General features: G+C 67.8%; 11 protein-coding genes. 7 read left to right on the plus strand and 4 right to left on the minus strand.

Annotation, left to right across the window (positions count from 1 at the left end; genetic code table 11):
* Positions 1-81: 81 nt before the first annotated feature.
* From A7W11_RS23165 to A7W11_RS23195, 7 genes are read left to right on the plus strand one after another with little or no spacing between them, the layout of a single operon-like run.
* Positions 82-711 carry a TetR/AcrR family transcriptional regulator gene (locus tag A7W11_RS23165; protein ID WP_066419848.1) on the plus strand — a complete coding sequence of 210 codons (630 nt, stop codon included), beginning with the start codon at positions 82-84 and terminating at the stop codon, positions 709-711.
* Positions 712-757: 46 nt separating this feature from the next.
* Positions 758-1,984, plus strand: coding sequence for an ABC transporter ATP-binding protein (locus tag A7W11_RS23170; protein ID WP_082887446.1), 1,227 nt, complete (start codon positions 758-760; stop codon positions 1,982-1,984).
* A 2-nt stretch (positions 1,985-1,986) separates the two neighbouring features.
* The gene (locus tag A7W11_RS23175; protein WP_066419851.1) at positions 1,987-2,859 is read left to right on the plus strand and encodes an ABC transporter permease; all 873 of its coding nucleotides are present in this window, start codon (positions 1,987-1,989) and stop codon (positions 2,857-2,859) included.
* Positions 2,856-3,674 (plus strand): ABC transporter permease, encoded by an 819-nt coding sequence (locus tag A7W11_RS23180; protein ID WP_066419854.1) that lies wholly within the window; start codon positions 2,856-2,858, stop codon positions 3,672-3,674. The genes A7W11_RS23175 and A7W11_RS23180 overlap by 4 nt, the downstream gene beginning before the upstream one ends.
* Positions 3,675-3,732: 58 nt before the next feature.
* On the plus strand, positions 3,733-4,761 hold the full coding sequence (locus tag A7W11_RS23185; RefSeq protein WP_066419864.1) for an extracellular solute-binding protein: 1,029 nt from the start codon (positions 3,733-3,735) through the stop codon (positions 4,759-4,761).
* 27 nt (positions 4,762-4,788) lie between these two features.
* Positions 4,789-6,849, plus strand: a complete 2,061-nt coding sequence (locus tag A7W11_RS23190; RefSeq protein ID WP_066419866.1) for a hydantoinase/oxoprolinase family protein — start codon at positions 4,789-4,791, stop codon at positions 6,847-6,849.
* A 2-nt stretch (positions 6,850-6,851) separates the two neighbouring features.
* Positions 6,852-8,852: a hydantoinase B/oxoprolinase family protein gene (locus tag A7W11_RS23195; RefSeq protein ID WP_066419867.1), complete on the plus strand. Its 2,001-nt coding sequence runs from the start codon at positions 6,852-6,854 to the stop codon at positions 8,850-8,852.
* Positions 8,853-8,919: 67 nt separating this feature from the next.
* Here the strand turns inward: A7W11_RS23195 and pcaF are convergent, their stop codons facing one another.
* From pcaF to xseA, 4 genes are all read right to left on the minus strand, one after another.
* A complete protein-coding gene (pcaF, locus tag A7W11_RS23200; RefSeq protein WP_066133672.1) occupies positions 8,920-10,125 on the minus strand; it encodes a 3-oxoadipyl-CoA thiolase in 1,206 nt (401 codons plus the stop codon).
* Positions 10,126-10,259: 134 nt separating this feature from the next.
* Complete coding sequence (locus tag A7W11_RS23205; protein WP_066419869.1) at positions 10,260-11,669, minus strand: chloride channel protein; 1,410 nt, start codon at positions 11,667-11,669, stop codon at positions 10,260-10,262.
* A 155-nt stretch (positions 11,670-11,824) separates the two neighbouring features.
* Positions 11,825-12,403 carry a superoxide dismutase [Fe] gene (gene sodB, locus A7W11_RS23210; RefSeq protein WP_066419871.1) on the minus strand — a complete coding sequence of 193 codons (579 nt, stop codon included), beginning with the start codon at positions 12,401-12,403 and terminating at the stop codon, positions 11,825-11,827.
* Between the two features lie 154 nt (positions 12,404-12,557).
* Positions 12,558-13,919: an exodeoxyribonuclease VII large subunit gene (gene xseA / locus A7W11_RS23215; RefSeq protein ID WP_066419877.1), complete on the minus strand. Its 1,362-nt coding sequence runs from the start codon at positions 13,917-13,919 to the stop codon at positions 12,558-12,560.
* Between the last annotated feature and the right edge of the window lie 23 nt (positions 13,920-13,942).

Genomic DNA, 13,942 nt, shown 5'->3' on the forward strand with positions numbered 1-13,942 from the left:
CCCGGATAAACCCTGGCTTTATCATTTACATACTGACTAATTAGTATTTTTAAAACATCACGATAAAGCCAGGAGATGCCCATGGAACCCCAAGTGAAGACGCGCAGGACCCAGGCGGACCGCAGCAATGCGGCCCGCGCGTCGCTGGTGGAGGCCACCGTGGTGTTGTTGAGCGAAGAAGGTTTCGCCCGCACCACCACGGCTGCGATCGCCAAGCGCGCCAACGTCACGACCGGCGCGCTGCACCACCATTTCCCCACCAAGGAAAGCCTGTTCGTCGCCGTGCTCGACCAGTTGACTGTCGAGGCGCTGGAGCTGTTCTCCATGCTGACGGACAAGAACCGGCAGCCCAAGGCCGCCGCCGCCCTGCTGGTCGACACCTTGTGGAATCTGTACGGCAGCAAGCGGTATTGGGCGGTGTGGGAGATCAACATGGGCTTTCGCCACGACGGCGCCATGCACGCCGTCATCGTCGAGCACCGCCAGAACACCCGTACGGCGATGGAACAGGCCATCCAGTCGAATCCGCAACTGCGCGAGACGACCCGCAAGGCCCTGTTCGCGCGCATGAACTTCATCCTGTCGGCCATGCGCGGCATCTTCCTGGACACCTTCTTCGCGGGCCACGAGAACCGCAGGCTCGACCAGCAACTGAACGTACTCAAGCAGGAGCTGGCCTGGGAGTTGTCCAAAGCGCAGGAAAAGCAGTAGCAGACGCGGCGCGAAGCCGCGCGCAAAACATCACAAGGGAATCGGCATGCAAGCGAACCACCTTGCCCCGGCAGCGGGGCCAGTTGTATCCAGGCAGTTGACGTTGGACGGCATCAGCAAGCGTTTCAAGGGTACCGTCGCCCTGCAACAGATCTCGTTGGCGGTGCAGCCCGGCGAGCTGATTTCCCTGCTGGGGCCCTCGGGCTGCGGCAAGACGACCACGCTGCGGCTGGTCGCCGGCTTCGAGTTTCCCGACGAGGGCGCCGTGCGCATCGACGGCGAGGACATCTCGCACCTGCCGCCCAACAAGCGCGGCCTGGGCATGGTATTCCAGAACTACAGCCTGTTCCCGCACCTGACCGTGGCGCAGAACATCGGCTTCGGCCTGAAGATGGCCGGCGCGCCGCGCGAGCGCATCGCCAGCGAGGTGCGGCGCATGCTGGACACGGTGCGGCTGGGCGACTACGGCGACCGCGCCATCACGCAGTTGTCCGGCGGCCAGCAGCAGCGCGTGGCCCTGGCGCGCGCCATCGTCACCAATCCTTCGGTGCTGCTGCTGGACGAGCCGCTGGGCGCGCTGGACAAGAACCTGCGCGAGGACATGCAGTTCGAGATCCGCAAGCTGCAGCAGGACCTGGGCATCACCAGCGTGATGGTCACGCACGACCAGGAAGAGGCCATGACCATGAGCGACCGCATCGTGGTGATGAGCCAGGGCCGCATCCTGCAGATCGGCAAGCCGGACGAGGTGTACGACCAGCCCCGCACGCGCTTCGTCGCCGAGTTCCTGGGCACCGCGAATATCCTGGCCTGCCGCCTGGAGAACGCCACCGGCAACCGGCTGGAGTTCTCCGTGCTGCGCCAGGATGCCGCGCCCAGCGGCGCGCGCACCCAGCAGACCGCGCATCGCATTTGCCTGAACGGCGAGGCCCTGCCCGCCTGGCTGCGTGCCGGCGCCATCGCGGAGATCGCGATCCGCCCCGAGAAGCTGCGCATCGGCGCGGGCAACGGCCCGTCGCTGACCGGCACGGTGCTGCAGCACGTGTTCCGCGGCGCGCAGCATTCGTACAAGGTCGAGGTATCCGCGATAGGCGCCACGCTGACCGTCAACCAGGCCGCCGACACGCGCCGGGGTGCGGCCCATGCGCCCGGCGATACGATCCCCCTGTCGTTCGACGAGGACGCCGCGATCCTGCTGCATCCCGAGGACGTGGCCGCGCAGGCCCAGGCCGAGTGCGCGGATATCGCCCATCCCGAACGCAAGGCGGCCTGAGCATGTCCTCCGCCCTCGCCTCCGACATCATGGCCGCGCGTCCCGCCCGCCCGCCACGCAGCCGCCGCTGGCTGCTGATCCTGCCCGCGCTGGCTTTCCTGGCCCTGTTCTTCGCGCTGCCGCTGCTGCAGAACGCGCAGCGCAGCCTCGAACCGCAATCCGGCGGCATGTTCGCCAACTACGCCAAGCTGCTGACCGACAGCTATTACCTGGGCGTGGTGAAGGAAACCCTGGTGGTCAGCTTCAACACCACCGTACTGGCCCTGGTGGTGGGCTATCCCATCGCCTACTACATGGTGCGCCGTGCCGGCCGCATGGCCCTGCCCCTGCTGTTCCTGCTGGTGGCGCCGCTGCTGACGTCCATCATCATGCGCACGTTCGGCTGGCGCGTGCTGTTCGCCCGCCGCGGCATCGTCAACGACGCCCTGCTGTCCACCGGCTTGATCGACAAGCCGCTGAACCTGCTGAACGGGCCGTTCTCGGTCTACGTGGGCCAGGTGCACGTGCTGGTGCCCTTCATGGTGCTGTCCATCATTCCGGTGCTGCGCGCGGTCGATACGCGACTGGAGGAATCGGCGCGCGTGCTGGGCGCCGGCGCGCTGCGGACCTTCCTGACCGTGACGCTGCCCCTGTCCAAGGACGGCATCGTCACCGGCGTGATCCTGGTCTTCATGCTGAGCACCGGCAGTTTCATCACGCAACTGCTGCTGGGCAATGGCTCGGTGGTCACGCTGCCGCTGCTGATCTTCCAGCAGTTTTCGTTGACGCAGGACCTGGGCCTGGCATCGGCCATGGGCAACCTGCTGCTGATGATCGTGCTGGCCTGCCTGTTCGTGCAACTGCGCCTGACCGACGGCAAGCGAGGCGCCCGATGAGCCCGCGCGCGCTTGCCCTGCATCCCGGCCGCTGGGGCTGGGCGCTGCTGGCCATCTACACCTTCCTGTTCTTCGTGTTCGTGTTCGCGCCGATCGCCGTCGTGGTGGCCGTCTCGTTCACCGCGGAACAAGGCGTGCAGTTCCCGTTCGACGGGTTTTCCTTCCAGTGGTACGAACGGCTGTGGCAGTACCGGCCGTTCGTCGACTCGCTGCTGACCAGCCTGTATCTGGCGCTGGCCTCGGCGCTGGCGGCCATCGTGGTTGCCATCCCGGCCGCGCTGTACCTGGGCCGCTCGCACGGCACGCTGGCCACCGCCATCGCCTCGTTCCTGCTGGCGCCCATCGCGATTCCCGCGCTGGTGATCGGCATGTCGCTGCTGTATTTCCTGTCGGCCATCGGTATCGGCGTGTCGTTCACCGCGCTGCTCATCACGCACACCATCGTGTCGATCTCGTACGTGACACGCACCACGCTTTCCGTGTATCGCAGCGTCAGCCACAGCCTGGGCGAGGCCGCCGCCGTGCTGGGCGCCTCGCCGTGGCGCACCTTCACAAACGTCACGCTGCCCCTGATCGCGCCGGGCATCTTCGCGGGGTCGCTGTTCGCGATCCTGGTCTCCCTGGACAACCTGGCGCTGTCCTACTTCTTCGGGACGGCCAACGTCACCACCCTGCCCGTCGTGATGCTGTCGTACATGCAGAACCAGTTCGATCCGGCCATTGCCGCGATCAGCACGGTCCAGATGGCCATTTCGATCATCCTGCTGTTGATCGTCGAAAAGACCTACGGCCTGAGAGCCCTCACCACGCAGTAAGTCCAGCGCCAGGCCGCGATGGCCGCGGCGCGCCCAGCCCTTGATAGCGGAGTCGATCATGCATGTCCTGAATTGCCGTGCCCTTCTTGCGGCCACTTTCCTGGCCACCGCCAGCGCCGGCGCCCAAGCCGCCGACCTCACGGTCACCGCCTTCGGCGGCGTGTGGGAGAAGGTCTATCGCCAGTGCTTCATCCAACCCTTCGAAGCCAAGACCGGCAAGAAGGTCGACGTGATCCTGGGCAGTCCCATGCAATGGGTGAACCAGATCGCGGCCAACCCCGCCAAGCCGCCCATCGACGTGATCGTGGGCCTGGCCGACACCGGCCTCATCCTCAGCCAGAAGGGCCTGGTGGAGCCGATCTCCGCCAAGGAAATTCCCAACCTGGAGCGCCTGAAGCCGCACATGGTCGCCTACGGCAACGGCTACGGCTTTCCCATCGCGTACGGCAACTTCGGCCTGATGTACAGCAAGACGCGCGTGAAGAACCCGCCCAAGACCTGGCAGGAATTCGTGGACGGCACCAACAAGGGCGAATGGCAGGCCGCGCTGCCGGGCATCGCCTACGTGGGCACCGTGCAGGGCCTGATCGGCCTGTTCGCCAAGCTGTACGGCGGCAGCCTCGACAATGCGCAGCCCGGCCTGGACCAGATCAAGCGCATGGCCGGCAGCGGCAACGTCACGTTCTACAGCGAGCCGAACTCGCCGCTGGTGGCCATGAAGGCCGGCGACATCGACATCGCCATGTACTTCGACGGCCGCGCGTGGGCCGAGCACGACGCCAACAACCCGGACATCGGCTATCTCGATCCCAAGCCGGGCGCGGTGTCGTTCCCGACGATGGTGCAGAAGGTCAAGAACGGCTCGCCGCTGGGCTTCGAATTCATGAACGTGATCGCCTCGGACGAAGGCCAGACCTGCTTCGCCAACAAGATGGGCTATTCGGCATCGAGCAAGAACGTGAAGTACGAGGACAAGGTGCGCGCACGCGTGGCCGCGGACGAGACCTCGATGTGGCTGCCGTTCCCGGAAATCGCGCGCCACACCCCGGCCTGGGTGGAACTTTGGAACAAGCAGATCGGCCGCTGAGCCGCCGCTGCCTTTGAGGAAGCAACCATGAGCTTGAGAATTGGCGTGGACATCGGTGGCTCGTACACCGATTTCGCGGTGCTCGACGAAGAGACGCGCGACATACGCACCCTGAAGGTCTTCTCCCGGCCCGACCAGCCGGGCAGCGAAGTGATCGCCGGCATGCAGGGCCTGATCGACCGCTATGGCATCGATCCCGCCGACGTCGGCTACTTCACCCACGGCACCACCGTCGGCGTCAATGCCGTCGTGCAGCGCCGCGGCCTGAAGCTGGCCCTCATCACCACGGCCCGCTTCGAGGACGTGCTGGAGATCGCGCGGCTGAAGATACCGGACCCCTATCACCTGTATTCGTCGCGGCCCGAACCGCTGGTGCCGCGCGACCGCGTGTTCGGCATCGTCGAGCGCGTGCTGCCCGACGGCCGGGTCGATACGCCGGTGGACGAGGCCAGCGTGCGCCAGGCGCTGGAACAGATCATGGCGATGCAGTGCGAGGGCATCGTCGTCTCGCTGCTGCATTCGTACCGCAACCCGGACAACGAGATCGCGGTGCGCGACATCATCCGGCGCGTCCATCCCGGCATGTTCGTGTCGTGCTCGCACGAAGTCTGGCCCATCATCCGCGAATATGAACGCACCACCACCGCGCTGATCGGCGGCTACGTGCAGCCCAAGGTGGCGGACTACCTGACCAGCCTGCAGAAGGCCCTGCTGGAAACCGGCGTGACGTCGGAGCTGAAAGTCACCAAGTCCAATGGCGGCGTGATGAGCGCCGAGAACGGCAAGACCAACTGCGTGCAGATGATCCTGTCGGGCACGGCGTCGGGCGTGATCGGGGCCGCCTACGTGGCCAATCAATGCGGCATCGGCAACTGCATGAGCCTGGACATCGGCGGCACCACGGCCGACGTGGCGCTGATCGTGGACGGCCAACCGCAGTACGCCAGCGGCGAGTACATCGGCGACTTCCAGATCCACATTCCTTCGGTGTCCGTGACCTCCATCGGCGACGGCGGCGGCTCCATCGCCTGGGTCGACGACTACGGCGTGCTGAAAGTCGGTCCGCACAGCGCCGGCTCCACCCCGGGCCCCGCGTGCTTCGGCCGCGGCGGCACCGCCGCCACCATCACCGACGCGTTCGCCGTGATGGGCGTGCTGGGCCAGGCCGAGCTGGGCTACAACTCGGTCAAGGTCGACGTCGAAGCCTCTCGCCGCGTGGTGGGCGAGCTGGCACGGAAGCTGGGCGAATCGGTCGAGCACACCGCCGAATCCATCGTGCGCGTCTCGGTGTCGGGCATGTACGCGGGGGTCAACCGCCTGATCTCGCGCTTCGGCATCGATCCGCGCGTGTTCACGCTGATGCCCTTCGGCGGCGCGGGGCCCATGCTGGGCTGCTACCTGGCGCGCGCGCTGAACATGCCTGGCGTGATGGTGCCGACCACGCCGGGCGTGCTGAGCGCACTGGGCGGCCTGATCGCGGACACCAAGAACGACTTCGTCAAGACGACCTATTACGACCTGAGCGACGAGACCGCCGGACGGCTCAAGCACGACCTGGACGAACTGGAGCGGCAGGCCCGCGCCTGGATGGCGGACCAGGGCGCCGCCCACGCCGACCCCAGGCTGCTGGCCTCGGCCGACATGCGCTACCAGGGCCAGTCGTTCGAGATCGACACCGCCCTGCCCCTGGATGCCATCGTGCGCGGCGATGCCCAGGCGCTGCGCGACGCCTTCCATCGCGAACACGCGCGCCTGTACGGCCACAGCGATCCGCAGTCGCCGGTGCAGATCGTCGCGCTGCGCCTGGTCATCGTATCGGAGACGCCCAAACCCGCGCTGCGCCAGATCGCGCGGGCCACCGAACCGCTGCAGGCGCGCGCCACCGCCCGCGTCTGGATGGACGACGCCTGGCTGGAAGTGCCGCTGTACCTGCGCGGCGACCTGCGCGCCGGCCACACCTTCGAAGGCCCCGCCATCGTCGCCCAGGACGACACCACGACCTGCGTGCTGCCGGGCTTCTCGGCATCCGTGGACACCTACGGCAATCTTTTCCTCAACCAGGACGTCGCGCACGCCGCGAAGGACTGACCATGAAGCTGAACAAATCCGAGCTGCAGATTTTCGCCAACTACTGCGTGGCGGCCGCCGAAAGCATGGCCTTCACGCTGATCCGCACCGCGCACTCGACCTTCGTGAAAGAGACCGAGGATTTCTCGTGCGCGATCACCTCGGCCGACGGACTGACCTTCGCCTCGCCCAAGACGCTGGGCGCGACGTGGTACGCCGGCCTGGACTACGGCCCGCTGATCGGCACCATCCCCGCCTACCAGCCGGGCGACATCTACATGTCGAACGACCCCTACAGCGGCTACGTGGCCACGCACACGCCCGACCTGGTGATGTGGAAGCCCGTATTCCATGAAGGCGAGATCCTGTGCTTCGTGGCCGGCCACATCCACAACACCGACATGGGCGGCGCGGTGCCGGCCTCGCTGTCGCGCTCGCTGACCGAGATCCAGCAGGAAGGCATCCGCTTCCCGCCCACCCGCATCATGCAGGACGGCGTGCTGAACGAGCTGGCGCTGTCGTGGATGCTGGCCAACGTGCGCGCCCCCGACCAGAACCTGGGCGACCTGAAGGCGCAGATCGCCTCGCTGATGACGGGCGAACGCCGCGTGCTGGAAATCGTGCAGCGCTTCGGCGCCGAGGCCTTCAAGGCCGGCATCGGCGAGCTGCTGGACTATGCGGAAACGCAGGCCCGCACCGTCGCGCGCACCATTCCGGACGGCGAGTACTTCTTTTCAGAGTTCGCCGACGAGGACACCGTGGGCGGCAAGCCCATGCGCATTGCGCTGCGCCTGACGGTGCAGGACGGCCTGCTCGGCTTCGATTTCTCGGACAGCGATCCGCAACTGACGTCGTCGCTGAACGTGCCGACCGGCGGCCATCCGCGCCACGCGCTGCTGATGGTGGGCCTGTATTACGTGCTGTACACGCTGGAGCCGAACATCCTGCTGAACGCCGGCATGCTGCGCATCGCCACCTGCACCACGCCCAAGGGCACGGTGCTCAACCCCGTGATGCCCGCCGCGGTGGGCATGCGCAGCCTGACGTGCGTGATCGTGCAGGCGGTGATCTTCGGCGCCTTCGCCCAGGCCCTGCCGCGCAAGATGCCCGCGTGCCCCTCGTCCAGCGTGTGCCTGCTCAACGTAAAGACCTCGGACAGCCAGGGCAAGACCATCATGGCCTCGGTCGGCCCGGTGGGCGGCGGCGCCGGCGGCTCGGCGCTGGGCGACGGCTCGGATGCCTCGGGCGCCAACATGGCCTTCCTGCGCAACTCGCCGGTCGAGATCAACGAGGCCGAGATTCCCATCCGCATCACCGAATACGGGCTGGTGCGCGACAGCGGCGGCGCGGGGCAGTATCGCGGCGGCATGGCCATCGTGATGGAGCTGCAGGTGTTCTCGCCCAACTCGCTGGTGACGGCGCGCAACCGCGACCGCACGCTGTTCGGCTCGTGGGGATTCCAGGGCGGACATTCCGGCAGCACGGCGCGCTTCGTGCGCAACCCCGGCCGGGCCGATACCGAGGAGCTGGGCAACAACGATCTGGTCAAGCTGGCCCCCGGCGACGTCATCCGCCTGGAAGGCAACGGCGGCGGCGGCTACGGCAACCCCATGCTGCGCGATCCGGCATGCGTGGAAAGCGACGTGCGCCGCCATTGCGTCTCGCCGCAAGCGGCGCGCGACGTCTATGGCGTGGTCCTGGTCGATGGCAAGCTGGACGCGGAAGCCACCCGCCGCCTGCGTGGCCAGGCCAAGCCCGCGGAACCCAACGAGCTGTACAACGGCGCGTACGGGTTCAACGGCAGCCGGCTGGCGCACGAACGGCTGTGGACGCGCGAGCGCTACGAGGTGCTTAACACCTATCTACGCGGTATCCCGATCGGCTGGCGCTTCTTCGTAAAGCACCAGATTTTCGATCAGCTGGCGCTGCGCGCCGATGCGCATACGCCCGGCACGGCCGTGGTGGAAGCCCTGCTGGACGAGCTGAGCCGGAAGTATCCGGCGATGGTGCGGTCCGCGGCATGACAATTGCCACTGCGATGCGAAAAGGAGCCCGTAGGCTCCTTTTTTGGCGCAGGACGCAGCGAGCGGCTTACACGCGCTCGATCACCAGCGCGATGCCCTGGCCCACCCCGATGCACATCGTGCACAGCGCATAGCGGCCGCCAGTGCGGTGCAACTGGTTGACGGCGGTGGTGACCAGGCGCGCGCCGCTGGCGCCCAGCGGGTGGCCCAGGGCGATGGCGCCGCCGTTGGGATTGACGCGCGCGTCGTCGTCGGCGATGCCCAGTTCACGCAGCACGGCCAGGCCCTGCGCGGCGAAGGCTTCGTTCAGTTCGATGACGTCCATCTGCGCCAGCGTCAGGCCGGTCTGCGCCAGCACCTTGCGGGTGGCCGGGGCCGGGCCGATGCCCATGATGCGCGGCGGAACGCCGGCCGTGGCCATGCCCACCACGCGGGCGCGCGGGGTCAGGCCGTGGCGCGCGGCGCTTTGCTCGTCGGCCAACAGCAGCGCGGCGGCGCCGTCGTTCACGCCCGAGGCGTTGCCGGCGGTGACGGTACCGCCCTCGCGGACCACGCCCTTGAGCCTGGCCAGCGATTCCAGGCTGGTTTCGCGCGGGTGTTCATCCTTGGACACGATGACCGGATCGCCCTTCTTCTGGGCGATGGACACCGGCGTGATTTCCGCGTCGAAGAAGCCCGATTGCTGCGCGCGCACGGTCTTCATCTGGCTGGCCAGCGCGAACTTGTCCTGGTCTTCGCGGTTGATGCCGAAGTCGTCGGCCACGTTCTCGGCGGTCTCGGGCATGGAGTCCACGCCGTACTGGGCCTTCATCAGGCGGTTGACGAAGCGCCAGCCGATGGTGGTGTCGTAGATGGCCGCATCGCGCGCATAGGCGGTGTTGGCCTTGCCCATGACGAAGGGTGCGCGGCTCATGCTTTCGACGCCGCCCGCCAGCATCAGGTGCGCCTCGCCGGCGCGGATAGCGCGCGCGGCGCTGCCCACGGCATCCAGGCCCGAACCGCACAGGCGGTTCAGCGTTGCGCCCGGCACGTCGACCGGCAGGCCGGCCAGCAGCGTGGCCATGCGCGCGACGTTGCGGTTGTCCTCGCCGGCCTGGTTGGCGCAGCCGAACAGCGTGTCGTCGAGCTGGTCCCACTGCACGCCGGGATTACGCGCCATCAGCGCCTTGAGCGGAATGGCGGCCAGGTCGTCGGTGCGCACGGAGGCCAGTGCGCCGCCGTAGCGGCCGAAGGGCGTGCGGATGGCGTCGCAGATGAAGGCATGCAGGGTCATGGAGTGTCTCGTCTCGTCTGTTTAGGAAAAATTCTGACAGCCATCGATGGTATCGCAGGGCCGGCAGGACCAACGATGGCATGGCAACGCCGTCCATCAGATGGACAGTCATTGCGTTCACGAGACGGACGAAATCAGGCCGCGGCGGCCCGCGCACTGCGCGCGGCATCCAGCGTGGCCTGGCGCCGGAAACGGCCCGCCGCCAGATGATAGAACGGCTGCGGGCAGAACTGGCGCGCCACCACGGAAGCGCTGAGCGATGCCGCCAGCAGCCAGAACAGCAGCGGCTGGCTGCCCGTCATTTCCATCACCACCACGCTGGCGGTCAACGGAGCCTGGGTGGCGGCAGCCAGGAAGGCCGCCATCGACAGCAGCACGATCAGGCGCTCGTCGAGCGCGCCGCCCGTCCACTGCCAGAGTTCATGGCCGATGCCCGCGCCGGTGGTCAATGCCGGGGTGAAAATGCCGCCCGGGATACCAGCCCAGTAAGACGCCACCGTGGCGGCCAGCTTGGCCAGCCCGAAACCCGTGGCGGGCGCCGTGTCTCCGGCCAACAGGCCGGCGGCCGTCTCGTAGCCGGTGCCGTACACCGCCCCGCCCGTCAGCATGCCCAGGCAGGCCAGGAACAGGCCCAGGCCCGCCGCGGCCAGCACGGGATGGCGCCGCAACCGATCGCGCCAGGCAAGGGGGGCCACGCCCGGCAGCCCTTTGCCCAGCAGGCGCGCAAACACGCCGCCCAGCACGCCGTTGACCAGGCCGCACAGCAGGACCCACAGCAGCATGTCGGAGCCGGAGGCCTGCCCGGTGAACTGGCCGAAATAAGGATTGTTGCCCGCCAGCGCCACCACCATGAAACCCGAGGCCAGCACGCCGATCAGCACCAGCCGCTGCCAGCGCAGCGACGTGCCCCGGCCCAGTTCCTCGATGGCGAACACCACGCCGGCCAAGGGCGCGTTGAAGGCCGCCGCCAGGCCGCCCGCGGCGCCGGCGGCGATCAGTTCGCGGTGCCGCAGTCCCTGCATCGGCGCGCCCAGGCGCTCCCACAGGCGGCCCCAGGCCAGCATCACCGCCGCGCCCACCTGTACCGACGGCCCTTCCCGGCCGACCGACGCGCCGGCCAGCATGCCCGCGAACGTCAATGGAATCTTCCAGAGGGTTTGCCGGATCGACACCAGGCTCGTCTGGGCCGGTCCCGCGGGCAATGACAACGCGCCGATGACCTGCGGGATGCCACTGCCGCTGGCATTGGGCGCCACGCGCTGCGTCAGCCAGCGCAGGCCCCCCATCGCGGCCGGCAACACGATGAAGGCCAGCCAGCCGTGGCTGGCCGTCCATTGCCGGTTCCATTCCAGCGCCGCATCGGCCAGGCGCGCGAACCCCAGCGACACCAGGGCCACCAGCGCGGCGCCGCCCAGGGGCAGTCCCAGGTACAGGCTCTTGCGCGACAGCCGCCGCGTCTGCCGCCACTTGCGCCGCGCCGCCAGGCGCAGGCGCGATGCAGGGGAATGAGTAGAGGTATGAGAGGTGGGCGGAAGATCGGCCATGAGCGGCGTTGGGAAGTCTCGGGTAGGACTGCTCGGAAAAACCTGACAGCATACGCCGTGACGGCTTACAAGCGCCAGAACGGACAAACCCTCCGCGAGGGAGGGTTTGTTTCAAGCATCGGGATCGGATCCCGGGCCACGGGGGCCGCGGGGGATCAGCCGAAGTTCTTGGCCGCGAATTCCCAGTTCACCAGCGCCCAGAAGTTTTCCAGGTACTTGGGACGGGCGTTGCGATAGTCGATGTAGTAGGCGTGTTCCCACACATCACAGGTCAGCAGCGGCACGTCGGCGGTGGTCAGGGGGGTGGCGGCGTTGCTGGTGTTGACGATGTCCACCGAGCCGTCGGCCTTCTTCACCAGCCAGGTCCAGCCCGAACCGAAGTTGCCGGCGGCCGACTTGTTGAAGGCTTCCTTGAAGGCGTCGAAACCGCCCCACTTGGCCTTGATGGCATCAGCCAGCGCGCCGGTGGGCTCGCCGCCGCCCTTGGGCGACAGGCTGTTCCAGTAGAAGGTGTGGTTCCAGATCTGGGCTGCGTTGTTGAACACGCCGCCCGAGGACTTCTTGACGATGTCTTCCAGCGAGGCGTTTTCGAACTCGGTGCCCGGGATCAGGTTGTTCAGGTTGGTGACATACGTCTGGTGGTGCTTGCCGTAGTGGAACTCCAGCGTCTCTTTCGAGATGTGGGGAGCCAGGGCGTCCATTTCGTAAGGCAGGGGGGGAAGAGTATGTGCCATGTGTCGGTTCCTTCTTGGTTGGGTCTACGCGATCAAGCCCGATCATTGTATCGGCTGTCGGGGGGCCAACCGGCCTAACCCCGAGGCAACATGGGGTTAAGAGACGCAACACGATACGCCCAGCACGGGCGTGTTGCGACTCATTCGTTTTCGCTCAGTCTTCCTGCTTGCGAACTTGCGTGACATCGACCGTGGCGCCGCCCTGTGCGAGGCTCAGGTCGAGCCGCTGGCCGGGGGCCAGTTGCGCCGCGTCGCGCACGATGGCGCCGTCGGCGTCGCGCACGATGGCATAGCCGCGCGCCAGGGTGTGCTGCGGATCGAAGGCGCGCAACTGCGCGGCGGTGCTTTGCAGCGCCGCGCGGCGGGCGGCCAGCAGGCGCGCGTGGGCACGGCGCAGTTGCTCGGCCAGCGCTCGTACCCCCTGCTGCGCCGGCGCGATGCGCGGGGCCCGGTGGGCCAGGCGCTGTGTCAGCAGTTCGAGGCGCGCGTTGCGCCGGGCCTGCGGCGCGCGCCAGGCGGCCAGCAGGCGGTGACGCAGCGACGCCAGGCGTTCACGCTGGTGCGCCAGGCGCTGGGCCGGCGACACCATGGCGGCCGCGGCGCGGTCCAGCCGCTGCGCGGCCTGGTCCAGGGCGCGGCGCTGCGCACGCACCAGTGCCTGGGCCTCCTGCCGCACGGCGCGCAGCAGGTCGGCGCGCGGCACGCAGGCCAGTTCGGCCGCCGCGGTGGGCGTGGGCGCCCGCACGTCGGCCACGAAATCCACGATAGTGAAGTCGGTCTCGTGCCCCACCCCGCTGATCACGGGGATCCCGCTGGCGGCCACCTGGCGGGCCAGCGTTTCATCGTTGAAACTCCAGAGGTCTTCGATGCTGCCTCCGCCGCGCACCAGCAGCAGCGTGTCGACCTCGGCGCGGGCATTGGCGCGGGCCACCTGCGCGGCCAGGCGCGGCGCGGCATCGGCGCCCTGCACCGGCGCGGGATAGATGATGACAGGCACTTGCGGCGCGCGGCGCGCCAGGGCGGACAGCACGTCGCGCAGGGCGGCCGCATGCAGCGAGGTGATCACGCCGATGGCGCGCGGCAGGCGGACGGGCTCGCGCTTGCGCTCGGCGTCGAACAAGCCCTCTTCGGCCAGTTGCGCCTTCAGCCGCAGGAAGGTTTCGTACAGGTTGCCGACACCGGCGCGGCGCATGCCATCGGCCTGCAGCTGGAAGTCGCCACGGGCCTCGTACAGCGACACGCGCGCCCGTACCTCGACCTGATCGCCGGGCCTGGGCACGAAACCGACCAGGCTGGCGCGGCTGCGAAACATGACGGCGCGCACGGCGGCGCGGCTGTCCTTCAGGGTGAAATACCAGTGGCCGGAAGCGGCCTGCGTGAAGTTGGAGACCTCGCCGCGCACCCAGACGGCCGGCACGCTGCGCTCCAGCAACTGGCCCACGGCCTGGTTCAACTGGGCAACTGTAAGAATATCCCGCGCGAATACGTCGTTCATGACGGAAACTCCAGTTGTCATGAGGCTTTCCGAGGCATATATGT

Origin of the sequence: Bordetella ansorpii, assembly GCF_900078315.1 — a bacterium.
Classification (GTDB): Bacteria; Pseudomonadota; Gammaproteobacteria; order Burkholderiales; family Burkholderiaceae_B; genus Bordetella; species Bordetella ansorpii.